Raw genomic sequence first — 22413 nt, 5'->3', positions numbered from 1 at the left:
AGTGCCGTCGGTAGCTGTGTTCATTCGTATTCCTCGAATAGTTCGTCGAGTTTCTCGTGTTGGGCGTCGATCGTCTCGTCCGGAACGGCGTAGAAGCCAACGTCTCGAGCCGTCTGCTGGGTGTTGTCGAGGTAATATCGGAGGAACACCCGGACGACTTCCCGCTCCAGCGATTGCTCGCGTACGTAGAGGTACATCGGCCGCGAAAGCGGCGTATACGTGCCCTCTTCGATCGTCTCCGGTTCGGGGTAGATACAGCCGTCACCGTCGTCGACGGCGATCAGATCGAGCTCGTCCTCGTTCTCGTAGTAGTAGCCGGCACCACCGAACCCGATCGCGTTGCGATTCCCTCTGACCCCGCGGACGATCGCGTTCGTGTCCGGCGTCCCGCTGTAGTCGCTGCGAATGTTTCCGACGGCCCCGTTGATCGTCTCGGTAAAGTAATCGAACGTCCCCGACGCCGTATCACGGCCGTAGAATGAGATTTCCTCGTCGGGCCACTCGTCGTCGAGGTCCTGCCACGTCTCGATATCGGAGTCGCTCCCCCACAGTTCCCGGAGTTCGTCGGTCGTCAGACAGTCACACCAGTCGTTCTCCGGGTGTTTCATTACGGCGAGGCCGTCAGTCACGACCTCGAGTTGAATCCAGTCGACGTCGTTGCTGTCGCACAGATCCCGTTCGTCGTCAGCGATGTCGCGGCTCGCGTTCTGTAGATCCGTTTCGCCGCGACAGAATTGTTGGAAGCCGGCCCCGGTTCCCGACCCCCTGACGGGAATCTGTACCTGATTGTTTTCCCAGTTGAACTGTTCGGCGACGAGGGCGCTGTTGGGCAACAACGTGTTCGATCCGTCGATAACGATTTCGCCCTCGAGACCGCTATCTTCGCCGTGAACGATACACCCCGACAGTCCCATCAGACTCGATCCTGCGACACCGAGTAAAACGCGACGACGAGAGACGCCGTCCGCACCGGACATCGGCTCGGTACCCATCGGATAGGTATAGCGCACGTCCAGTCTAAATACTCTACTATGTTATCTATATATCCCTATGTTCGATACTGAGTAACAGTATTAAATACGCACTGTAAAGCGGTTTCATACGTCGATTGGTCGCCACATTGTTCCATCGTCCCGGTGGAACACATCTATAGAGAGGAGTGAATTTATACGTACCCTCTCGAACGTTCTCGCATGGAGACGCGCAAAGTGCAGGTGACGGGCGGCTCGACGTACACCGTCTCGCTGCCGAAATCCTGGGCGACCGACAACGGCGTCAGCGCCGGGACGACGGTGGAATTCTACCCCGAGAACGACTCCCTCCTGTTGACGCCACAGAGCGAAACCAATCGCCAGGAGGGCACCCTCGAAATCACTGACCTGGAGGGTGAACGACTCACGCGGGCCGTCATGACGATGTACGTCAGCGGCTTCGATATCATCCGACTCGAGGCGAGCCGGATCACGACCGACCAGCGCAGCGCAATCAGGAGCGCGACCCAGAGTCTCGTCGGAGTCGAAGTGTTAGAGGAGACGACCGACAGCGTCGTTATCCAGGACTTGCTCGACTCCGCGGAGCTCTCGATCGTCAACGCCGTGAGCCGCATGCGGCTGATCGCCCGGTCGATGCTCGAAGACGCCGTCACCGCGCTCGTCGAGAACGACGACGACATCGCACAGGACGTCATCGAGCGCGACGACGATGTCGACCGACTCTGGCTCGTCGTCTCCCGGATTTTCCGCGCCACGCTGCGCTCGCCCCGCGCCGCGGAGGAACTCGGCGTCCCCCGCGAGGACTGTTTCGACTACCACTCGAGTGCGCGCCAGCTCGAACGGGTCGCCGATCACGCGGCCAAGATCTCCAATCTCGCGTTCAAGCTCGAGGAGATCCCCGAGGACGTCGCCGACGCGCTCATCGAACTTCACGGGGACGCCTCGGACATCCTCGAGAAGGCGATGGACGCGCTGGTCGCCGAGGAGACCGAGGAGGCGACGCGGCTGGGCCACGCCGCCCTGGAGTCCGTCCTCGAGATCGACGAACACACCCGGCGGATCGACGACATGCTGCGCGACTTAGACCCTGTCCAAGCCCAGTCGCTCGGATTGATCGTCGACTCGCTCTCCCGCAGCGCGGACTACGGCGGCAACATCGCGGAGACGGCCCTGCAGAAGGCCGCGCCGCGGCCCTGAGTCGCAGCTTCGTCGCGAAATTGATAGCTCGAGTGCGCCAATCGTCGCCGTCTCGAGCGCTGTAAGGAATACGCCCGTGAGGGTCGTCACTCGCGATCGGGCGGATAGTACGAGTCGCGTCCGTTGCCGTCGGACGAACCGAGAATCGAGGACTTACTCGAGGAGAACGGCGTTGACCTGACCGGTCTGGCCGGGTCGGGACGTGACGCGGGCCTGTCCTTCCGAGGTGTCGATGACGGCGCCCTTCGTGATGATGTTTCGGCGGACGTAGTTCGGGTTGGCGTCGTTCTCGACGACGTCTTCGATGTCGGCCGAGACGGTCTCGTCGCCCTTGTTGACGCTCGCGACATCCGTTGCGAGCGCGCGGGTCTTCGTCCCGTTACCGCGGACGTCGACGGTTCGGAATCGCTGCTCGCCGACCTGCGTCTCGGTCGGCAGGCGGCCGAGTTCGTCTTTCCGGCGTTTGCGGACGTTCTTCAGTCGGCCACCGGTTCGCTTGCGCGTAGAGCTACCCTGGTCTTGCATACCCGCAAACAATCTCGGCGGATATTTATATGCAACGGGATGGACGCCGGCGATGAACGACGGCCATGCGTCGTGCTCACACGATATGGCGATCGTCGCGCTCGAGTCGAACTCGCTCGTTCTCTTTCGTCCGTTCCCGTCTCACCCGATCTCGTTCGTCCGCACCCGACCTCATTCGTCACTCACCAGACAGTACGCGTGGCCCGGAACCTCGGTCGTCTCCTCGTTTTCGTCGCCCGTCGATACGACGGCCCGTTCCGCGTAGTAGATTCGGCCGTCGACGGGAACCGGCGCGCTGGTGACGCGACCCCGGTTCTCGACCCGCCAGTTCCGGTCGCCCGTTTCCTTGTCCAGCGCGTAGAGGTGCGAATCGTAAGAGCCGGCGAGTACCGTCTCGGCGGTGACCGTCAGCGCACCGATGACGCGGCCGTCGACATCCGTCGACCAGATCTCCTCGCCCGATGCGGCGTCGAGCGCGTAGACGAAGCCGTCGTCGCTTCCCATGTAGACGATATCCGTCTCGACATCGACCGCCGGATTCGACATGATCGATCTGCCCGCTTCGAACGCCCACTCCTGAGAGCCGTCCTCGAGATCGAGGCAGTAGAAGTTGTCATCCCAACTGCCGAAATAGCCGTAGCCGTCATGGGCCGCGAGCGTTCCCTTGATCTCAGCTCCCGCGCGGAACGCGCCGCCCTCCCGTTCCTCGCCGTCGGCCTCGGCCTGAAACTCCCAGCGAAACTCGAGAGAGGGGTACTCCCAGCAGTAGAGGACGCCGTCGTTCGAGCCGGCGAGGATGCGCCCGGCCTCGAGGTCGATCGTGGGCGAGGGATGGGGCTGGCCCCACATGCGGTCGTCTTTCCACGTCGGCTCGCCGGTGTTCGGATCGATCTCCCAAAGCGTCCCCGTGGAGGGAGAGCCGTACTCGGAGACGACGTACAGCGAGCCGTCGTGATAGGCCGGACTCGAGCCGATCGCGAGTGCCCCGTCGAGATCCGCGGATCTGGTCCGCCAAACGATCTCGCCGGTGTCGACATCCAGCGCGTAGAGGTCGCCGTCGTAGCCGCCGATGTAAGCGGTGTCGCCGACGACGGCCGCCGAGCCGTGAAAGCCGAGATCCGTTGCACCCGTCCGCGTCGACCAGCGCAGTTCGCCCCCCGGCGTGTAGCCGTAGAGCCAGCCAGTATCGCCCGCGAACACGATCGTTTCCCCGTCGGGCGTCGGCACGGGACTGGACTTGGCTGCCGTGTGCTCGACGTAGTTGAGCGGGAACTCCCAGTTGACGGCCACCGAGTCCGGGACGGTTTCGTCGGGATAGTAGCCGAGTCGACGCAGGCCGCCGTGGAACAGCGAGACGTCCTCGGAGCCCTCGAGGCGGCGGTCCAGTGTTGACGGAAGATCGACACAGCCGGCGAGTCCCGTCGCCGCGGTCGCCCCGCTCGCGGCGAGCAGTCGCCGGCGGGAGCAGCCAGCACCACGGTCTCGACCGGTCTCCGACGCGGCGGAGTTGTTCGGACGTTGCATTCGGGGTCTACTGACACTCGGTACCCGCGACAGCTAAAACGCGGTGATCGATCGTCGCTTGCTCACGGGTCGTTCCACCCCGTTCGAAATTCGCGGTTCTCATTCACTTCGTCCGCTCACGGTTCCCTTCGGTCACCGTTCGCTTTTCCGCGGTTCTCGCTCCGAACCGCGTTCGCTCCGAATCGCGCTCCTCGCGGGCGCTGTGCGCCCGTTCGTTCGAGGGATCTTTGATCCCTCGTTACTCACGGCTCACTCCGTTCGCCGTTCGTCTCTTCGCGGTTCTCGCTCACTCCGTTCGCTCCGAACCGCGCTACTCCTGCTGTGCGTCGACGACCGCCACACCCGCCAGGTTGACGATGTCCTTGACCTCGTCGCCCCGCTGGAGGACGTGGACCGGCTCGTCCATCCCCACCAGCATCGGGCCGATGGCGTCGGCCCCACCGAGGCGCTGGAGCAGCTTGTAGCCGATGTTGCCCGACTCGAGGTTCGGGAAGACCAGCACGTTCGCGGGCTCGTTCAGATCCGAGAAGCCGTAGGTGCCCTCGAGGATGTCCTCGACGACGGCCGTGTCGGCCTGCATCTCCCCGTCGACGGGGAAGTCGACCTCGGGGTCGTCCTGGAGCATCGCGGCTGCCTTACGGGGTTTGCGGGTGCCCTCGTTGTCGACGCTGCCGAAGTTCGAGTACGACAAGAGCGCGGCGCGCGGTTCGATGTTGAACCGGCGGGCGAGTTTGCCGGTCTGTTTGGTGACCTCGGCGAGGACGTCCTCGTTGGGGGCCTGATTGACCGTCGCGTCGGCGACGAAGATCACGCGGTTCTTGAACGTGAGCAGGTAGACGCCGGCGGCATAGTCGACGTCCTCGTCCGTTCCGATGACCTGCAGCGGCGGGCGCAAGGCGGACGGATAGTGGTGGGAGAGGCCGGTCAGGAGCGCGTCGGCGTCGCCCTGTTCGACCATCACGCTGCCGAAGTAGTTCGAGTCGCGTTCGACGAGTTCGCCGGCCTCGCTTCGCGTGATCCCCTTGCGTGCGCGGAGTTCGTGCAGGCGGTTGGCGTACTCCTCGTAGTCGCCGACCGAGGGGTCTGCGACCTGCGGATCGTAGTCCAGCCCGAGGTTCGCCGCGGTTTGGCGAATCTCGCCCTCGTCGCCGATCAAAATCGGCAGGGCGATCCCCTGCTCCTGGATCTGGTAGGCCGCCCGGATCATCTTCTCGTTCTCGCCCTCCGCGAGGGCGACCGTCTTGGGGTCGCTTTTCGCCTTGTTGAGCACAACGCGCATCATTTCGCGCGACTTACCGAGGCGGGCCTCGAGTTCCTCCTCGTAGGCCTCGAGGTCGATCTCGGTCCGTGCGGCGCCGGACTCCATCGCGGCCTCTGCGATCGACGGTGCCACGCGGAAGAGCACCCGGGGGTCGACCGGTTTCGGGATGATGTAGTTCGGGCCGTACTGGATCGGGTCGTCGCCGTAGGCCTTGACGACCGCGTCGGGGACGTCCTGCCGTGCGAGGTCGGCCAGCGCCTCGGCGCAGGCGACTTTCATCTCTTCGTTGATCTCGGTCGCGCGCACGTCGAGCGCGCCGCGGAAGATGAAGGGGAACCCGAGAACGTTGTTGACCTGATTCGGATAGTCCGAGCGTCCGGTCGCCATGATGACGGTATCGTCGCGGGCCTGTTTGGCCTCCTCGTAGCCGATCTCAGGATCGGGGTTGGCCATCGCAAAGACGATCGGATCCTCGGCCATCGACTGCACCATCTCCTGAGAGACGATGCCGCCGATCGAGAGGCCGACGAAGACGTCCGCACCGTCCATCGCATCCGCGAGGTCGCCTTCGGGGACATCGCGAGCGAACTGCCGTTTGTACTCGTTGACATCGCCCGCCTCGGCGCGTTCCTGGGTGATGATCCCCGAAGAGTCACACAGGGTGATATTCTCTTTCTTACAGCCCAGCGAAACGTAGAAGCGGGCCGTCGCGATCGCGCTTGCTCCGGCCCCCGAGAAGACGATTTCGAGGTCTTCGAGGTCCTTGCCAGCGATATCGGCGGCGTTGAGCAGGGCAGCGCCCGAGATGATTGCGGTGCCGTGCTGGTCGTCGTGGAAGACCGGAATATCGATCTCCTCGCGCAGACGTTCCTCAACGGTGAAACACTCGGGGGCTTTGATGTCCTCGAGATTGACGCCGCCGAACGTCGGCTCCATCATCTTGACGGCCTCGACGATCTTGTTCGGATCGGCCTCGTCGAGTTCGATGTCGAAGACGTCGATATCAGCGAAGCGCTTGAAGAGGACGCCCTTCCCTTCCATGACGGGTTTCGACGCCTGCGCGCCGATGTCGCCGAGTCCGAGCACCGCGGAGCCGTTCGAGACGACGCCGACGAGGTTGCCCTTGGCCGTGTAGGTGTACGCCTCGTTCTCGTCCTCGTCGATCTCTAAACACGGCGCGGCGACACCGGGCGAGTACGCGAGCGAGAGATCACGCTGCGTGTTCGTCGGCTTCGTGGTCGAAATTTCGATCTTTCCGGGCGGATCGGTTCGGTGGTACTCCAGTGAATCCTCGTCTAATCCCATATCGGGGACACTGCGGGCGACTACTAAAAACAATGCGAAGGGGAGGTACGACAGTTGTCGAAACCACTCGCGATCGGTCTCGCGTCTCGCGTCGCTTCGTTCCCCGATTCGACCGTTTTATACGCACCGCTCGAGTGAGGTGGGGTATGGACGTCGCGCTTGGTGGGACGTTCGACCCCGTCCACGATGGCCATCGTCGGCTGTTCGAACGGGCGTTCGAACTCGGGGACGTGACTGTGGGACTGACGAGCGACGAACTCGCACCGAAGACACGACACGTCGAGCGACGGGTCAGAGCGTTCGACGAGCGGAAAGCGGCGCTCGAAGACGAACTCGAGTCGATCACCGACAACTACGACCGCGAGTTCGAGATTCGACGCCTCGACGGACCGACCGGGATCGCGACCGAACCGCAGTTCGACTATTTGGTCGTCTCGCCCGAAACCAAAGATGGCGGCGAACGGATCAACGAAATCCGTCGCGAACGAGGGCACGACCCACTCGAGGTTGTCGTCGTTCCGCACCTGCGGGCCGACGACGGCGACATCATCTCGAGTACGCGAATCGTCATGGGCGAAATTGACGAACACGGGAACGTCCTCGAGGACGCGGAGCGCGAAACGGACCGCTCGGAGTGAGTCGGAGAGTTGCGTCCATCACCTCCGATGTAGGTGCCCGTTCACTGCTGTTGTACTCGGTTTCGGCTGCGTATCGTCTACTTACAGTGTCTCAGTGTAAAACTGTCCTCCTGAAACGGTCGAAACGGAGGCTTAGATCGACCTACCATCGCGGTGGTTCGAGACCCGCCGTCTCGAGTAACTCCTTCCAGCGGGATTGAATCGAGAGTCGCGAGACGTCTGCAGCGTCGGCAACGGCCCCCTGCGTTCGGCCGTCGCCCGCGACGAGCGATCCGGCGTAGACGCTGGCCGCGAGAACAGCCTGTTTCGACCGGTCTTCGTCGGGAACGTCGGCCAGAAAGAGATCCACCGCACACGACCGTGCGTCGGTCGAAAGCTCCAGCCGGTCCGCGACGCACTCGAGTTCATCGAGCCACTGTTCGTATTCGATACGATCTCGAGCGCTGTGCATACGACAGGATATCGGTGCATCGCCGATAAAGCTACGGAATAGGTATGTCAAAAGTGGAGTATATCGGTGGTCCTCGAGACGTACACTCGACGAAACGATCGGCCAATGCAGCGCTGTCCCGGACAACGTTCAGCTACGAACGAGTAGGCGGATTGGCCGTTCACTGTCATTTTCACTAGGATACAACTACTAAACCGTCGCTGTCCCTCCACTCCAATAGACGCTCGTCGTCCGGGTACGATCCGCGGCTGCGTCTCGTCTATGAAAGAGCCAACATGCAAGCTCGTCTGCACCGGATGCGGTTTAGAAATGCCGTACCGGGATCGATCGCTGGCCGAACAAGCGGCGGAGCTACATCAACTCCGGGACTCGGAGCACGTGACGTTCATCGTTCCGCCGGACTGGTCACCCGAGGAACCGTTGACACACCCGTAGTACGTATCGACAGTTTCTTACTGAGTTCGTGGATAGCTGAGAGTGCGCGCGGGTAGCCAAGCCAGGCCAACGGCGCAGCGCTTAGGACGCTGTCCCGTAGGGGTCCGCCGGTTCGAATCCGGTCCCGCGCATGCTTCTCCGAGCGATTACGCGAGGAGAAGCATCGCGATGAGGATTCGAACGAGAGAAGACGCACGCAGCGCAGCGAGCACGTCTTCGCGTAGTTCGAATCCGGTCCCGCCCTTTCTAGACGAACTACGTCGTGAGCGGAGAATCCGGTCCCCCACAACCTTGAGTACAACCCCACGCAACACAATCGAACCGACACCACTCGAGCGTCGACACTCGAGAAACGAACCGACCCGAATCGGTGCATCAACCGTCGCTGAACGTCCGATACGGGCGGGAGCGGCCCTCTGTGCGGCGAGGATGGATGCCACGCGACAGACGCGCGTCAGACGGTCCACAACGCTTATTCACGCGGAACCGACTTGTATGATCAATGGACGGGTTAGATGACGTGTTCGGGGATCTCTATGCGAACGTCGATGCAGTCGTTCTCTTTTCGCCGAGCGGCTCGTACTACGAGCGGTTTACGGAGATCGAGGACCTCGATCTGATCGTCATCGGGACCGAAAACGCCGTCGGCGCGGAGACGTTCGTCGAACTGCCGCTGGCGTTCGACGACATCAGAGAGCGAATCAAGTTCGGACTCGAGGGTGCGTTAGAGCAGGGATTGATCGACGGTGGCGACGAACTTCTGTGTGCGACGAACACCTTTAGCGACAGTATCGACACTCTCTCTCGCGTCCGCGCGGATGCCGAAGCCCACACGGGGATCTACGACCTCTTTGTCAAGTCACGAGCGGAGCCGGAGGTCGTCAAGGCGGTCCTCGAGTTGGCCATCGAACTCGGAAAGAAAGGCCAGAAGGGGAAACCGGTCGGCGCGCTGTTCGTCGTCGGCGACGCGGGCAAGGTGATGAACAAGTCTCGGCCGCTGTCGTACAACCCCTTCGAGAAGTCCCACGTTCACGTCGGCGACCCGATCGTGAACGTGATGTTGAAGGAGTTCTCGCGGCTCGACGGAGCGTTCGTCATCTCCGACGCAGGAAAGATCGTCTCGGCGTACCGGTACCTCGAGCCGTCCGCCGAAGGGGTCGACATTCCCAAAGGGCTCGGCGCTCGCCACATGGCGGGCGGGGCGATCACGCGGGACACGAACTCGATAACGATCGTCCTCTCCGAGAGCGACGGACTCGTGCGGGCGTTCAAGGCCGGCGAGCTCATTCTGGAGGTCGATCCGGAGGCGTACTAATATGGACTGGCAGACCCTCATCGACGAACCGGCCGTGATAGCCGCGGCAGTGCTGGCGCTCGGGATCGTCGTCGGCTATCTCGTCGGACGGCTCAACGAGGAGTTGCTGACAGCATCCGGCGTGCCGGAGACGGTCGAGGGAACGCCGTTCGAGCGGACCGCTCAGTCGATCGGGACCTCCACGGTCGGCATCGTCGCGCGATTGAGTTCGTGGTTCATCTACGGAATCGCCGTGCTCACGGCGATTCACATCGCGCAGTTGCTGGATACGGACGCGTTCTGGCTGCGCGTGACGGAGTTCATCCCACAGGTATTCATCGCCGTCCTCGTGCTTATTATCGGCTTCATCGTCGCGGACAAGGCAGAGCTGGTCGTCGGCGAGTACCTCCGCGGCGTCAAACTCCCGGAGGTATCGGTCCTCCCCAAACTCGTCAAGTATACCGTCCTCTACGTGACCTTCATCATCGCGCTGGGTCAGATCGGAGTGCATGTCGTCGCGCTGTTGATCCTGTTGACGGTGTACGCCCTCGGAATCGTCTTCGTGGGAACCCTCGCCTTCAAGGACTTTCTCGTCTCGAGTGCGGCGGGCATCTACCTGTTGCTCAACCAGCCCTACGGGATCGGAGACCGGATCCGGATCGGCGACCAGACGGGAATCGTCCAGGAAGTCGACCTGTTCGTGACGAAAATCGAGGACGAGTCCGAGGAGTATATCGTCCCCAATCGGAAAGTCTTCGAAGACGGAATCATCCGTATTCGGGAATAGTGAGGCGTGAACGGCGCTTCACGCCTAAGTAGAGAGTCGGTCCCGCTAACGAGCGAAGAGTGAAACGACCCATGAGTAGAGAGGGGCAAAGAACACGCTCCCGATCGGCGCTATGCACGCTCCGAAACGAGAAACGCGTCGTTTCGCAACCGACGTAGGCGGATCGACACTCACTCTCGTAGCCGCTGAACGTCACTGCATACCCGATCGCAGGACGGCGTTGTGATCGGTGTGTAATGCGTTTCAGTTGTTACTATCCTTCCGTGAGGTCGGGACCACTACCTCCAGCGTTCTGGCGAACATACCCCGAGCGTTCGCTGTCGTATTTCTCTTGGCAAATGTTGCAACCACTGTTATCGTGTGCGTCGACAATCCGCAACATTGTTATTGATTACCGGGGTTGTCTCGAACAATCGCTCGAGATAAATACAATGTCTGAACACGGAATAATCGATCAGAAAGTTGGACTGATAGGGGCCACGGTACTGATAATCGGAAACGTCATCGGGGTGAGCGCGTTCGTGCTGCCCGGGCCGCTGGCGGGGGATGCCGGGCCGGGGATCATCTTCGCGCTGTTGCTCGCGTTGATTCCGCTGACCTTCGGGATCCTGATGTCGCTCCAACTCGGCAGTGCGATACCCGTCGCCGGGGGAAGTTACGTCTACGCGTCGCGGCTCGTGGGGCCGTTCTGGGGCTTTTTGCTCCCGTGGATCACCATCCCCGGCGTCTGGGCCGGCATGCTGTTCATCGGACTCGGCTTCGCCGAGTACGCCGGGTTCGTCGCCGACAACATCTCGGCTATTCCGGCGATTCCCGATCTCTGGTTGATTTACGGGCTGCTTATCCCGTTTATCGTTTTGAACGTACTCGGGATCAAGATGGTCGCCATCGTCCAGTTCATGATGGTCTCGATCATCGTCGTCGGAATACTCGCGTTCATCCTTCCGGGCGCATTCATCGTCGATACGACCAACTACACGCCGCTGTTCCCCGAGGGAACCGGCCCTGCTATCGTCGCCGTCGTCTCGCTTTACTTTCCACTTCGGGGCTTCCGACTCGTCGTCGAACTCGGCGAAGAGATGGAGAACCCCGCGAAGAACATCCCGCGCGTGCTCGGGCTGTCGGCCGCGATCTCCCTCTCGCTGCTGGTCGGACTCGTCGTCGTCCTCGTCGGCTCGGCGAATTACGAGGTGCTCGGCGGGATGGACGCCGCCGTCGCGGAGGTGTCCCTGCAGAACTTCCCGACGGCACTGACTGCACTCGTCCTGATGGCCGCGGCGATGGGTGCGCTAACGTCGATCAACATGACCTACACCGCGTACTCGAGGCTCCTGATGCGGGCTGGTCGTGACAACATCATCCCGGGGGCGACAGCCCGTATTCACGAGCGCTACGACTCGCCGTACGTGGCCGTCCTCCTGCTGGGTATTCCGCCGCTGCTCGTCGCGCCGATCTCGCCGGGAACGGTCACCCTCTCCGTGGCGCTCTCGCTGACGATCCTGTTCGGCCTCGCCGTCGCCGGCGTCGCGCTGTGGAACCTGCCGAAGGTGTTCCCGGACCGCTACGAGTACTCGCTGTACAAGTTGCCGCCGTGGCTGCTCAAGACCACCGCCGTGGGTGCGGTCGTCTCCGCGGCGATCCTCTGGGTACTGGTGTCGACGCAGCTACCGGTGATGGTCGCCGTCCTCGCCGGCTGGATACTCCTCGGCTATCTCTTCTACCGCGCTCGAATCTCGTACTTCGAGAAGCGCGGTATCGACCTCGAGAGCCGGATGAAACGCCTCCACGACAACGAGCAGATTTGAGGCGAACCGCACGCGTTTGGATTCAGCGACCGGTTATCGACCGACCGTCGCTCACGCGTCCTCGAGCGAGAGCCCGGCGTGCCATCGATCCGCGCCCGCCTCCCGCTTGACGGCGTCCATCTTCGCGAGCAGGTGGGTCGCGAGCGTCGCCGTCTCGGCGGCGCGAGACTCCCCCTCGGTTCGGAACTCGCCGGTCTCGCGGTTCGCGTAGACGGTACAGACGGCACCGGCCCGCAGGCCGTAGATATTCGCGATGGTCACGATCGCGCTCGCTTCCATCTCTATGTTCTTCACATTCGCCTCCTTCAACTGATCGACGAGGTCGTCCGCGCCGGCAGCCTCGAAGCCGTCGAAGCCGGGCCGCCCCTGGCCCGCGTAGAAGGAGTCCGCGCTCATCGTGATGCCCGTGTGGTAGTCGTAGCCGAGTCGTTCGGCGGCCGCGATGAGCGCGCAGACGACCTCGTGGTCGGCTGCGGCGGGGTAGTCCTCCCGCACGTACTCGTCGCTGGTGCCCTCCTGGCGAACTGCACCGGTCGTGATCACCAGATCGCCGACGTCCATCTCCGGTTGGATCGCACCGCAGGAGCCGACGCGGATGAACGTGTCACAGCCGACGCGAGCCAGTTCCTCGACGGCGATGGCGGCCGATGGACTGCCGATCCCCGTCGACGTGACCGAGATCGGCGTTCCGTCGGTCGTACCCGTCGCAGTTCGGTACTCGCGGTGGTGTGCCGTGACTTCGTGGTCGTCCCAGAAGTCGACGATCTTCTCGAGTCGCTCCGGATTCCCCGGGAGGAGCACGGTCTCCGCGACGTCGTCGGAGCCGACCTCGAGGTGGTACTGTACGTCGGCGTTCGGATCTTCGCTGTCGCCGGTCATTCAGACGCAGTGATTCGCACCGCCGCCGTATATAACTGCAGGGCCGATGTACCAGCGGTATGGCACGCGAAACCGAGGGGACGGACGAAGCCGATGACCAGAATGGGTTCGAGGGAACGCTCACGGACACCTACGTCGCCGCGCTGCAACACGATCTCGTCGGTCTCTCGTCCGAGACGACGCTCGTCGGCGTCGTCCGGAAACCGACGCCGTGGTTTCACGGGGCCGTCGACGAGAATCTGCCGGCACTCGGGCCGCCAGCGGCGTTGCTCGAGTCGTTCCGGACGACCGTCGACGATTGCAAGATGCGTGGCGTCTGCGAGGAGGGCGCGCACAACGCCGCGTGGGACGAAGTCGGATTCGAGGAGCGGTATCGAGGCTACCTCGAGGAGTCGGCCGACGCGCGGGCAGCGCTCGAGCGCCTCGAGACCCGACTCGCGGACGGCGAGTCGCTGGCGCTGGTCTGTTTCGAGAACACCGCAAAGAAGCGCTGTCACCGAACGGTGCTTCGGGACGTGCTCGCGGAACGAGCCTGACTGACTCGGTTGTTTTGCGTGCTCGAGCAAATCGCCGAAACCGATTGAACTGATGTGGGCGTCGAGCGCGCCGACTGTCGAACCGTCTTGGCGTCGCGGGTCGCGAACGCGGCCGTCTCGATGGAGTGTACGTTGCACGACTCGCTCGAGGCCCACGACAAACTGATGATCCTCGGCGATGTCCAGCACGTCCACGTTGACGACGAACTGCTCGATGAGGAGGACGGGAAACTCGATATGCGCAATCTCCCGACCGTCGGCCGGCTCGGTGGGCCGTACTACACGGTCTCCGACCCGGTCGAGTTCGATCGCCAGTTCTGAGTGGTGGTGTTCCGACACAACGGAAGGTGCGACTCGAGGCGATACGGAGGACAGTGCACCGATCTTGGCAGTCCGGAACTCAAAACATCGCCTCGAGGCTGGCACTGAGGGTTTCCACACCCTCCCCAACCGATTTCTTCTCACGGGCGCAACGCGTCCGTTCGAATGTCCGCGGAACCGTTGGTTCCGCGCTACGCTCCTTTCAGTCGCTCATCCCTCGCGAGTTGCGGCACCGCTCACTGTCGTTCGCCGTGCCGCAGCGCGCCGTCAACAGACAGTTACGCGAGGACGGGCAACGAAGCTACTCGAGCATCTCCTCGGTGATCGTGTTCGGCAGCAGGCCACCGAGCGTGTACTCCATCGGGTCCTCGTCCTCGCCCTCGTCGCAGATCACGAGGAGGTCGTCGTCGCAGAACTCGGCGAGGGTCTGGCGACACATCCCGCAGGGGGTGACCCCGTCGCGGCGGCCGGAGCTGACGGCGAGGCGGGCGAAGTCGCGGTGGCCGTTCTTGACCGCCTCGGCGACGGCCACCTCCTCCGCGTGTAAGCTGTTGCTGTAGTTCGCGTTCTCTAAATTGCAGCCGACGAAGACCTCACCGTCGGCGGTCTCGAGGGCGGCACCGACGCGGTACTCGGAGTAGGGAACGTGGGCGTCGGACTGGACGTCGCGGGCGGCCTCGAGGAGTTCGGTTTCGTTCATAACGCTGCTAACTCGAGCGCGGACAAGAAGCCACCGACAGCCGTAGAACCGCCGTCGGAAGCGAAGCGGTCGTCATACGGACTGCTGTAAGTTATTTCCAGAGCAACCGCGGCCGCCTGCGGTTGCTCCAGTAAATCGTTACAGCAGACCGTATCAGTCCTCGCCGGACTCGTAGTTTTCGCCGGCGGCATCCGGGAGCCGAGTCTTCCCGACGAAGGTGATCACGAGGATCACCACCACGTAGGGGATCGTGCGGACGAGCTCCGACGGGACGGCGTAGCCGATGTTCTGAATTCGGAGCTGGAACGCGTCGAGGCCCGCAAAGAGGAACGAGCCAGCGAGCGCGCCGAGGGGGTGGTAGTTCGCGAACAGGTAGGTCGCGATGGCGATGAAGCCGCGGCCCTGCATGTCGGTTTCGCCGCCGCCGGCGAAGGTCCCGAGCTGGCCGAGGGCGAACCCCGCACCGCCGAGACCGGCGAACACGCCCGAGAGGATGACCGCCGCGTAGCGGACCTTTCGGACGTCGACGCCGGCCGTATCGAGCGCCTTTGGGTTCTCGCCGCTGGCGACGACCCAGCGCCCGAAGCTCGTCCAGTTGAGCACGTACCAGCCGACGAGGACGGCCCCGAACATGAGGTAGACCTGCGGCGGCGTGTCGAACAGCAGGTAGCCGAGCAGCGGAATCTCGGACAGCACCGGGATCGTCACGTTGTCGAACGTGCCGACGTTTCCGGTGTTCGGACTGTCGAAGACGATTCGCGAGACGAACGGTGCCAATCCGAGTGCGATGAGCCAGAGCGCCAGTCCCGCGATGATCTGATCGGCCTTGTACTCGATGCAGACGACCGCGAACAGCAGCGCGAAGAGCGTGCTCACGAGCACGCCCGCGAGCAGCCCCCACCAGTGGTGTGAGACCGCGAACGTCGACTCGCCGGAGCCCAGCCAGAAGGTGACGATCACCGCGCTGAACGCCGAGACGATGAGCAGCCCCTCGATTCCGATGTTGATCACGCCGCTCTTCTCCGCGAAGATTCCCCCGATCGCGGCGAGCGCGATGGGGACGGCCAGCCGGAGCATCGCCGTGTGCGTTCCCGGGCTGGCGGCGACCGACAGCGTGACGCCCGCCCACGAGTCGGGAAAGACGACGCCAAGAGCGATCCAGACAACCGCGATCGAGGCGGTTATCGCGACGATGGTCCAGCGTGAGAGTCCGTCAATCATTGCATTCACCTCCGTCGTCGGCCGTTGCTCCGTCGTCGGCTGGTTCACCACCGTCCGCGCGGACGGGGTCGCTACTGCTGACGTCGACGTATCGTGTGCCGATCATACGGAAGAACTCCGGCATCGCGACGAACAGGATGATGAGACCGCTCAGAATCCCCACCAATTCCGGCGGGACGGCCGTCGCGGTCCCGATGGCGCTCGAGCCGCTGTCGAGAACGCCGAACAGGAACGCCGACGCGCCGATACCCAGCGGGTTGTTGGCCGCGAGGATCGAGACGGCGATGCCGTCGAAGCCGAGCGGCGGCACGCTCTCTAGCCAGCGGCCGTGTTGCATGAGCACCCAGAGCGCACCGCCGATGCCGCCGAGCGCGCCGGAGAGGGTCATGCTCGTGACGATCATCCGTTTCTCGTCGACGCCGCTGTAGGCGGCCGCCTCCGGCTGGACGCCGCTCGTCCGGAGTTCGTAGCCGAAGGAAGTACGCGCGAGCAGCCAGGCGATCCCGATCATGAACGCAACCGCGAACGCGAGCGCGAGCAGCGAGAAGTTCGCCCGGCTACTGAAGCCGACGAGCGGGATGTTCGGAATCTCGGCGTACGCGGGAACGCGCTCGGTTTGTGGGTTGGCACTGTCGGGATCCTGGAACTGCCAGGACAGTAGCGTCGAGGTAATTCCGAGGGCGACGAAGTTGAGCATGATGGTCGTGATGACCTCGTTCGCGTCGGCGTAAGCCTTGAGCGCGCCCGGAATTGCGCCGAAGAACCCACCCGCGACCGCGCCGGCGAGGACGCCGATTGGGATGAGCACGACGGTCCCGACGACGCCGCTGGGAACGACCAGCGAGGCGTAGACGACGGTGACCGCCGTCGCGAGACCGCCGACGACTAACTGTCCCTGCGTCCCGATGTTGAACAGGCCGGCCCGGTAGGCCACCGCGAACGACAGCCCGGTGAAGATCAGCAGCGTCGTCTGCTGGAGCGTCGTCGCCAGTCGGTGGTTCCCCGGACTCCAGCCGCCCTCGAGCGGGTGGCCAAGCGCGCCCAAGAACAGCTCGTAGTAGACCTGCACCGGGTTGTAACAGAAGGTCCAGCCGGCGAGGTTCAGCCCGGTCTGGCAGGAGGCGAAGGCGCCCGAAACGAACACGAGCACGCCGCCGACCAGGATCGACGCGAACAGGGCCGCGATACTGATGGCGACCCGCTCGAGGATTGACGCGCGGATGAGGCGCTCGATAAGGGTCTCGAGTCGCTGTCTCATGCGTCACCTCCGGAGTCGGCGTCGGTGGTCGGTGACATTCCGCCGGCAGAGTCGGACGCGGCTCGTGACTCCGGCCGTTCGCCGGCCATGAGCAAGCCGAGTCCTTCCTCGGTGAGATCGTCGGGATCAGTGACGTCCATGAACGACCCCTCGTAGATGACCGCCAGCCGGTCGGAGAGGCTCCGTACCTCGTCCAGATTCGACGAGACGAGCAGGATGGCGATACCCGCGCGCCGGAGTTCGAGCAGCCGTTCGTGGATGAACTCGGTCGACCCGATGTCGACGCCGCGCGTCGGGTGAGTCGCGACGACCAGCCGCGGATCGCGTTCGAACTCGCGCCCCACGATGAACTTCTGCTGGTTGCCCCCCGAGAGTGATTCGGCGTCCGCCTCCGCGTCGGGCGGGCGAACGTCGTAGGTCTCGATGATCTCCTCTGAGTGGTCCCGAACCTGCTGCCAGTCGATGCGTCCGGATTCGGAGAACTCCTCGGAGCGCTGGCTCCCGAGAACGCCGTTTTCGACGAGATCGAACGGCATCACGAGACCGCGCTCGTGGCGATCCTCCGGGATGTACGACATGCCGGCGTCGATTCGGTCGCGGCGCGACCAGCCGGTCACGTCCGCGTCGTCGAAGACGACCGATCCGCGTTCGGGCGCTCGAAGCCCCGTAATCGCTTCGATCAGTTCGGCCTGACCGTTGCCGTCGACACCGGCGATGCCGAGGATCTCGCCGGCCCGAACCTCGAGATCGATGCCCGAAACGACCTCAACGTCGCGCGCGTCTTCGACGGACAGCTCGTCGACGGAGAGGATCGTCTCGCCGACCTCGTTCGGCTCGGTTTCGGCCTCGAGGAGGACCTCTCGACCGACCATGTACTCGGCCAACTCCTCCCGCGTCGTCCGGTTCGGATCGACCGTGCCGACGGACTCCCCGTCCCGGAGGATGGTGATCGCGTCCGCGGCGTGGGTCGCCTCGCCGAGTTTGTGCGTGATGAAAATAATGGTCTTCCCCTGGGCCGTCAGCTCCTCGAGCACGTCGTAGAGCCCCTCGACCTCCTGGGGCGTGAGAACGGCCGTTGGCTCGTCGAGGATGAGGACGTCGGCGCCCCGGTAGAGCGCTTTGAGGATCTCGACGCGCTGCTGGACGCCGACGCTACAGTCGGCGATCGTCGCCGTCGGATCGACGTCGAACCCGTAGCGATCGCAGAGATCCCGGATCTCGCGCTCGATACGCTCGCGGTCGACCGCCATCCCGAACCACTTTCGCGGCTCGTTGCCGAGCGCGATGTTCTCCGCGACGGTCATCGTGTCGACCAGCATGAAGTGCTGGTGGATCATGCCGATCCCCGCGTCGATGGCGTCGCGCGGCGAGTCAAACGCCCGTTCGGTGCCGTCGACGACGACTCGCCCCTCGTTCGGCTCGTAGAGTCCGTAGAGGACGTTCATCAGCGTCGTCTTTCCGGCCCCGTTTTCCCCCAGCAGGGCGTGGACGGATCCTCGCTCCACCCGCAGGTCGACGTCGTCGTTCGCGACGACGCCCGGAAACCGTTTGGTGATTCCGTCGAGATGCACCGCGAGATCGTCCGCAGCCGCTGTCTCGACCGCGCCCGCGTCGTCGGTGTGTTCCGTTCCCGGCTCGGTCATGCGCGATCAGACGTCGTCGGGATCGTCCGGAACCTCGATCTCGCCGTCGATGAGTTCCTGTCTGGATTGGTCGACCTGATCCGTGATCTCGTCGGGGATCTCGTCGCCGATCGTGTCGCCGTAGACGGCCTCAACGCCGCCGTCCTCGAGTCCGAGCTCCTCGGTTTCGCCGCCCTCGAACTCGTCGTTGACGACCGACTCGACTGCGGTGTAGACGGCCTCGTCGACACGTTTGACCATGCTCGCGAGGATCACGTCGGCGTAGTCTTCCTCCTCGAGCGACTGATCGGAGTCGACGCCGATCGCAAATCGGCCTTCGGATTCGGCGGCCTGGAAGACGCCGACGCCGGTCGCACCAGCGGCATGGAAGACGATGTCGGCGCCGTGGTCCTGATACATCGAGAGTGCGGCCTCTTGACCGCCGCTCGTGTCGTTGAAGTCGCCGACGTACGACGAGATGACCTCGGCGTCGTCGTTCGCGTACTCGACGCCGGCAGTGAAACCGGCCTCGAACGACTCGATCAGGGGCGACTCGACGCCGCCGACGAAGCCGACGACGTCCTCGTCCGGGTTCGTCTCGCCGTCGCCGGCCGAGAACTCCTCGGCGGTCAACAGTCCCGCCAGGTGGCCGACCTGGAACGAGCCGCCCGGCTCGTCGAAGACGTAGTTTCGGACGTTGTCTTCCTCGATACCCGCGGTGTCGATGATCATAAAGTTCTGTTCGGGGTACTCGGGTGCGTTCTCCGCGAGCGCGTCCTCCTGTGCGAAGCCGACACAGGAGATTAGATCGTACTCGCCGCCCTCGGCGAAGTCGCGCTGATGGCCGTCGAACTCGCCCTCGTCGTCAGGTTCGGCCTGGTCGTAACTGACGTCGAAGTCGTCCACCGCGTCGTCGATGCCCGACTGCGCCATATCGTTGAACGAGTTATCGCCGAGTCCACCGCTCGCGTAGATCATGCCGACGTTGAACTCCGTATCGGCGTCTTCGCCGAAGCCGCCGACACAGCCAGCTATCGTTGTTAGTCCTGCGACACCTGCTCCAGTAAGGAACCGCCGTCGATTCTGCGCCATAGTCCTGAATAGCGTAGACATTCGGTTTATACTCGTCGAAATCGACGAATGTAATAGCAACAGAACTATTCGGATTACATTTGCTATTCGTTCCGAACACGAACGGTGTGAAAACCACAGCCGTAATTGAAGTCGTTCGGCTCTCACGAGACCCGATCCGGTTCGACTCCGCCGTCGTGTCCCCGATACGACGCTCCGGAACCAACTCCTCACCGGGAGGCGGCGATCGCAGTCTCGACGACGTCGCGAGCGTCCGCGACCAGGTTGTCGACGGTGTCGCTCTCGGCGTAGATCCGCACGTAGGGCTCGGTCCCGCTCGGGCGGACGAGGATCCACGAGGCGTCCTCGAACTCGAGACGAACGCCGTAGCTCGTGTCGACCGTTGCCGCCGGGAATGCATCGGAAAGGTCGGTCTCGAGGGCGGCCATCGCGTCGGCCTTGGCGTCGTCCGGGCAGTCGACGCTGACCTTTCGGTAGGGTCGTTCGGTGACGGGAGCGCGGAGCGTCTCCGTATCGCCGGCCGCGGCGACGAGAGCGCTGACAACGGCGGCGCTCGCGACGCCGTCGATCCAGCCGCCGAAGGCCGTGTGGATGTGTTTCCACGGCTCCGCGGCGAAGACGACGGCGGTCTCGTTGTCGTCCGCCGCCGCGCGGCGCTCTCGAGCGATGCCTTCGTGAAGCGCGCCGAGACGGACCCGTTCGACGCGTCCGCCTGCGTTTCGGACCTGTTCGTCGATACGGGCCGATGCGTTGGGCGTCGTCACGACAACGGGGTCGTCGGCGTCACTCGCCGCCGTGTAGTGGGCCGCGACGAGGGCGAGCACGGTATCCTCGTGGATAACCTCGCCGTCGGGGCCGAGCACGACCAGTCGATCGGCGTCACCGTCGTGGGCCAGCCCGAGATCGAACGATCCCGTCTCCAAAAAGGCCGAAAAGTCCGACAACGTTTCCGGCGTCGGTTTGCTCTCGCGGGCGATAAAGTGACCGTCGACGTTCGCGTTGAGCGCGACGACATCGGCGCCGAGTCGTCCGAGGACGTGTGGTGTCGCGAGCGATCCTACCCCGTTGCCGCAGTCGACGGCGATCTCGAGGCCCTCGAGCGGCGCGTCGTCGGCCGGACCGTCGCTCGACGACGAGAACTGCTCGCGTACGTAGGCGACGACGGCGTCCCGATACGCGTCGAGGACCTCGAGCGTCGCCGACTCGCCCCATCGATCCCAACGGGCGGACTCGAGCCCGTCGTCACCCTCGACCCGATCCTCGACGGCGCGTTCGGCGTTGCGGTCGAACTCGACGCCGTTCGCGAAGAGTTTGATGCCGTTATCCTGGGGCGGGTTGTGGCTCGCGGTGAGCATCACGCCCTTGCGGCCGCGCGAGGCGAACGCCAGCGTCGGCGTCGGTACTTCGCCGATTCGATACACGTCCGAGCCGGCGCTCTCGAGGCCGGCTTCGACCGCGGCGGCGAGTGCTGGCCCCGTTTCTCGACCGTCTCGGCCGACGACGAACGTCGTGTCGGGATCGCCGGCGGCCTGACCGACCGCGAGCGCGAGCGCTGGCGTTACCTCCTCGACCGGGCCGCGGATCCCTGCAGTCCCGAAGAGCGTCATAGCAGGCCGTTCCGCGAGGAACTACTTAGCAACGTTGCACCCGGATTCGGAGGCCCGTCGCTACGGGATCGGCGGGCGCGGGAGGGGAAAACTGAAAACGAGAGGCTGCCAGACTGCCTGAACGGTCGGTCGACGGGCGGTGTGTCGACTACTCTTCGGGCATGTCGTCGATCAGGACGACCGCCTCGCCGTTGATGACGGTCGCGTCCTCGCTCTCGTTCCGGATGATCGTCTCGAGGCGGTACTGCCTGTTCCCGAGGTCCTCGACGATCTCGACGCGAGCGGAGACGCGGTCGCCGATACCGACGGGGCCGCTGAACTCGAGGTCCTGGGAGAGGTAGATCGTGAGCCCCGGGAGTCGTGCCAGCGCGGCGCTGATGAGACCGGAAACGAGGGTCCCGTGGACGATCCGTTCGCCAAACCGCGTGCCGGCGGCGAAGCCCTCGTCCAGGTGGAGTCGGTTCGTGTCGCCGCTAACGTGGGCGAACGCCCGAACGTCGTCCTCGCTCAAAACCTTCTCGAAGGTGACGGTGTCACCGACGCTGATGTGGGCTGGTTCGTCGACCGTTCGGTCGAACTGCCAGTCGAGGTGGGAGTGCTCGATCGAGGGGATCGAGGCGGCGACGGTCTTGTCGTCGGCACCGTTCGATACGTCGGGTGTCAACATAGCGGACATAGCCGCACGGTTGGCAGCAGTCGCACTTTCGAAGAGAGTCTGGGCCATCGACGTCCACGCGTCTGTCATGGCAGCGAAGTTGTGTTTCGCAGGCTTCTCGTGGGACATCTACGGGCCGATATGCGTGTGGTGGTTATGACTTCTTTGGCTGACCTGGACGATTTTAACCGATTTATACACGATTATTACCCACTTTCGATCGCCAGGTTCGATCGATCGGTCGATCAAGGGTTATCGTCCCCTCGAGGGGAGTGAGTCGCCGTCACCTCGGTCGGTTGGAGCTGCCG

At 63.6% G+C, this 22413-nt stretch carries 20 protein-coding genes and 1 tRNA gene; 8 read left to right on the top strand and 13 right to left on the bottom strand.

What is annotated here, in order from left to right:
* Window positions 1-20: 20 nt before the first annotated feature.
* On the bottom strand, window positions 21-992 hold the full coding sequence (locus NATTI_RS0116640) for a PstS family phosphate ABC transporter substrate-binding protein (protein ID WP_006090717.1): 972 nt from the start codon (window positions 990-992) through the stop codon (window positions 21-23).
* A 201-nt stretch (window positions 993-1193) separates the two neighbouring features.
* On the opposite strand from NATTI_RS0116640, the gene NATTI_RS0116635 reads away from it, so the two are divergent.
* Window positions 1194-2189, top strand: coding sequence for a phosphate signaling complex PhoU family protein (locus tag NATTI_RS0116635; RefSeq protein WP_006090716.1), 996 nt, complete (start codon window positions 1194-1196; stop codon window positions 2187-2189).
* Window positions 2190-2342: 153 nt separating this feature from the next.
* Here the strand turns inward: NATTI_RS0116635 and NATTI_RS0116630 are convergent, their stop codons facing one another.
* From NATTI_RS0116630 to NATTI_RS0116615, 3 genes are all read right to left on the bottom strand, one after another.
* Window positions 2343-2714 carry a 30S ribosomal protein S8e gene (locus tag NATTI_RS0116630; protein ID WP_006090715.1) on the bottom strand — a complete coding sequence of 124 codons (372 nt, stop codon included), beginning with the start codon at window positions 2712-2714 and terminating at the stop codon, window positions 2343-2345.
* A gap of 171 nt (window positions 2715-2885) precedes the next feature.
* Window positions 2886-4238, bottom strand: a complete 1353-nt coding sequence (locus NATTI_RS0116620) for an outer membrane protein assembly factor BamB family protein (protein ID WP_006090714.1) — start codon at window positions 4236-4238, stop codon at window positions 2886-2888.
* 310 nt (window positions 4239-4548) lie between these two features.
* Window positions 4549-6804: an NADP-dependent malic enzyme gene (locus NATTI_RS0116615; RefSeq protein ID WP_006090713.1), complete on the bottom strand. Its 2256-nt coding sequence runs from the start codon at window positions 6802-6804 to the stop codon at window positions 4549-4551.
* Window positions 6805-6950: 146 nt separating this feature from the next.
* On the opposite strand from NATTI_RS0116615, the gene NATTI_RS0116610 reads away from it, so the two are divergent.
* A complete protein-coding gene (locus NATTI_RS0116610) occupies window positions 6951-7442 on the top strand; it encodes a phosphopantetheine adenylyltransferase (RefSeq protein ID WP_006090712.1) in 492 nt (163 codons plus the stop codon).
* A gap of 142 nt (window positions 7443-7584) precedes the next feature.
* On the opposite strand, the gene NATTI_RS0116605 is transcribed toward NATTI_RS0116610, so the two are convergent.
* Complete coding sequence (locus tag NATTI_RS0116605) at window positions 7585-7893, bottom strand: transcription initiation factor IIB family protein (protein ID WP_006090711.1); 309 nt, start codon at window positions 7891-7893, stop codon at window positions 7585-7587.
* 481 nt (window positions 7894-8374) lie between these two features.
* On the opposite strand from NATTI_RS0116605, the gene NATTI_RS0116595 reads away from it, so the two are divergent.
* The 4 genes from NATTI_RS0116595 to NATTI_RS0116580 all read left to right on the top strand — a co-directional run bounded on the left by NATTI_RS0116595 (window position 8375) and on the right by NATTI_RS0116580 (window position 12214).
* Window positions 8375-8459: transfer RNA gene (locus NATTI_RS0116595), tRNA-Leu, on the top strand.
* Window positions 8460-8830: 371 nt separating this feature from the next.
* Window positions 8831-9643, top strand: coding sequence for a diadenylate cyclase DacZ (gene dacZ / locus NATTI_RS0116590; protein WP_006090709.1), 813 nt, complete (start codon window positions 8831-8833; stop codon window positions 9641-9643).
* Window position 9644: 1 nt separating this feature from the next.
* A complete protein-coding gene (locus NATTI_RS0116585) occupies window positions 9645-10409 on the top strand; it encodes a mechanosensitive ion channel family protein (protein ID WP_006090708.1) in 765 nt (254 codons plus the stop codon).
* 431 nt (window positions 10410-10840) lie between these two features.
* A complete protein-coding gene (locus NATTI_RS0116580) occupies window positions 10841-12214 on the top strand; it encodes an APC family permease (RefSeq protein ID WP_006090707.1) in 1374 nt (457 codons plus the stop codon).
* 51 nt (window positions 12215-12265) lie between these two features.
* Here NATTI_RS0116580 and NATTI_RS0116575 read toward each other — a convergent pair whose 3' ends face one another.
* The gene (locus NATTI_RS0116575; RefSeq protein WP_006090706.1) at window positions 12266-13093 is read right to left on the bottom strand and encodes a nucleoside phosphorylase; all 828 of its coding nucleotides are present in this window, start codon (window positions 13091-13093) and stop codon (window positions 12266-12268) included.
* A gap of 59 nt (window positions 13094-13152) precedes the next feature.
* Between NATTI_RS0116575 and NATTI_RS0116570 the strand changes: the two genes are divergently transcribed.
* Entirely contained in the window at window positions 13153-13629 is a 477-nt protein-coding gene (locus NATTI_RS0116570; protein ID WP_006090705.1) for a DUF488 domain-containing protein, read from the top strand.
* 54 nt (window positions 13630-13683) lie between these two features.
* On the top strand, window positions 13684-13950 hold the full coding sequence (locus NATTI_RS0116565; protein WP_006090704.1) for a flavin reductase: 267 nt from the start codon (window positions 13684-13686) through the stop codon (window positions 13948-13950).
* A gap of 301 nt (window positions 13951-14251) precedes the next feature.
* Here the strand turns inward: NATTI_RS0116565 and cdd are convergent, their stop codons facing one another.
* From cdd to NATTI_RS0116530, 7 genes are all read right to left on the bottom strand, one after another.
* A complete protein-coding gene (gene cdd, locus NATTI_RS0116560) occupies window positions 14252-14650 on the bottom strand; it encodes a cytidine deaminase (protein WP_006090703.1) in 399 nt (132 codons plus the stop codon).
* A gap of 153 nt (window positions 14651-14803) precedes the next feature.
* The gene (locus NATTI_RS0116555; RefSeq protein WP_006090702.1) at window positions 14804-15871 is read right to left on the bottom strand and encodes an ABC transporter permease; all 1068 of its coding nucleotides are present in this window, start codon (window positions 15869-15871) and stop codon (window positions 14804-14806) included.
* Complete coding sequence (locus tag NATTI_RS0116550; protein ID WP_006090701.1) at window positions 15864-17129, bottom strand: ABC transporter permease; 1266 nt, start codon at window positions 17127-17129, stop codon at window positions 15864-15866. The genes NATTI_RS0116555 and NATTI_RS0116550 overlap by 8 nt, the downstream gene beginning before the upstream one ends.
* On the bottom strand, window positions 17126-18772 hold the full coding sequence (locus tag NATTI_RS0116545; RefSeq protein WP_006090700.1) for an ABC transporter ATP-binding protein: 1647 nt from the start codon (window positions 18770-18772) through the stop codon (window positions 17126-17128). The genes NATTI_RS0116550 and NATTI_RS0116545 overlap by 4 nt, the downstream gene beginning before the upstream one ends.
* 6 nt (window positions 18773-18778) lie before the next feature.
* Window positions 18779-19843 carry a BMP family lipoprotein gene (locus tag NATTI_RS0116540; protein WP_006090699.1) on the bottom strand — a complete coding sequence of 355 codons (1065 nt, stop codon included), beginning with the start codon at window positions 19841-19843 and terminating at the stop codon, window positions 18779-18781.
* Window positions 19844-20052: 209 nt separating this feature from the next.
* Window positions 20053-21450 carry a phosphohexomutase domain-containing protein gene (locus NATTI_RS0116535; protein ID WP_006090698.1) on the bottom strand — a complete coding sequence of 466 codons (1398 nt, stop codon included), beginning with the start codon at window positions 21448-21450 and terminating at the stop codon, window positions 20053-20055.
* Between the two features lie 148 nt (window positions 21451-21598).
* The gene (locus NATTI_RS0116530; protein ID WP_006090697.1) at window positions 21599-22234 is read right to left on the bottom strand and encodes a MaoC family dehydratase; all 636 of its coding nucleotides are present in this window, start codon (window positions 22232-22234) and stop codon (window positions 21599-21601) included.
* Window positions 22235-22413: the final 179 nt, after the last annotated feature.

Source organism: Natronorubrum tibetense GA33 (assembly GCF_000383975.1).
In the GTDB taxonomy this organism is placed as follows: domain Archaea; phylum Halobacteriota; class Halobacteria; order Halobacteriales; family Natrialbaceae; genus Natronorubrum; species Natronorubrum tibetense.
This window is presented reverse-complemented; position numbering and strand designations above follow the sequence as displayed.

What these genes read in the sequence shown, in the direction of transcription:
- NATTI_RS0116610 (WP_006090712.1), top strand. Translation starts at nt 6,951, where the DNA reads ATGGACGTCGCGCTTGGTGGGACGTTCGACCCCGTCCACGATGGCCAT.
- dacZ (WP_006090709.1), top strand. Translation starts at nt 8,831, where the DNA reads ATGGACGGGTTAGATGACGTGTTCGGGGATCTCTATGCGAACGTCGAT.
- NATTI_RS0116635 (WP_006090716.1), top strand. Translation starts at nt 1,194, where the DNA reads ATGGAGACGCGCAAAGTGCAGGTGACGGGCGGCTCGACGTACACCGTC.
- NATTI_RS0116570 (WP_006090705.1), top strand. Translation starts at nt 13,153, where the DNA reads ATGGCACGCGAAACCGAGGGGACGGACGAAGCCGATGACCAGAATGGG.
- NATTI_RS0116605 (WP_006090711.1), bottom strand. Translation starts at nt 7,893, where the DNA reads ATGCACAGCGCTCGAGATCGTATCGAATACGAACAGTGGCTCGATGAA.
- NATTI_RS0116555 (WP_006090702.1), bottom strand. Translation starts at nt 15,871, where the DNA reads ATGATTGACGGACTCTCACGCTGGACCATCGTCGCGATAACCGCCTCG.
- NATTI_RS0116615 (WP_006090713.1), bottom strand. Translation starts at nt 6,804, where the DNA reads ATGGGATTAGACGAGGATTCACTGGAGTACCACCGAACCGATCCGCCC.
- NATTI_RS0116620 (WP_006090714.1), bottom strand. Translation starts at nt 4,238, where the DNA reads ATGCAACGTCCGAACAACTCCGCCGCGTCGGAGACCGGTCGAGACCGT.
- NATTI_RS0116540 (WP_006090699.1), bottom strand. Translation starts at nt 19,843, where the DNA reads ATGGCGCAGAATCGACGGCGGTTCCTTACTGGAGCAGGTGTCGCAGGA.
- NATTI_RS0116530 (WP_006090697.1), bottom strand. Translation starts at nt 22,234, where the DNA reads ATGTCCCACGAGAAGCCTGCGAAACACAACTTCGCTGCCATGACAGAC.
- NATTI_RS0116545 (WP_006090700.1), bottom strand. Translation starts at nt 18,772, where the DNA reads ATGACCGAGCCGGGAACGGAACACACCGACGACGCGGGCGCGGTCGAG.
- NATTI_RS0116535 (WP_006090698.1), bottom strand. Translation starts at nt 21,450, where the DNA reads ATGACGCTCTTCGGGACTGCAGGGATCCGCGGCCCGGTCGAGGAGGTA.
- cdd (WP_006090703.1), bottom strand. Translation starts at nt 14,650, where the DNA reads ATGAACGAAACCGAACTCCTCGAGGCCGCCCGCGACGTCCAGTCCGAC.
- NATTI_RS0116580 (WP_006090707.1), top strand. Translation starts at nt 10,841, where the DNA reads ATGTCTGAACACGGAATAATCGATCAGAAAGTTGGACTGATAGGGGCC.
- NATTI_RS0116550 (WP_006090701.1), bottom strand. Translation starts at nt 17,129, where the DNA reads ATGAGACAGCGACTCGAGACCCTTATCGAGCGCCTCATCCGCGCGTCA.
- NATTI_RS0116630 (WP_006090715.1), bottom strand. Translation starts at nt 2,714, where the DNA reads ATGCAAGACCAGGGTAGCTCTACGCGCAAGCGAACCGGTGGCCGACTG.
- NATTI_RS0116575 (WP_006090706.1), bottom strand. Translation starts at nt 13,093, where the DNA reads ATGACCGGCGACAGCGAAGATCCGAACGCCGACGTACAGTACCACCTC.
- NATTI_RS0116640 (WP_006090717.1), bottom strand. Translation starts at nt 992, where the DNA reads ATGGGTACCGAGCCGATGTCCGGTGCGGACGGCGTCTCTCGTCGTCGC.
- NATTI_RS0116585 (WP_006090708.1), top strand. Translation starts at nt 9,645, where the DNA reads ATGGACTGGCAGACCCTCATCGACGAACCGGCCGTGATAGCCGCGGCA.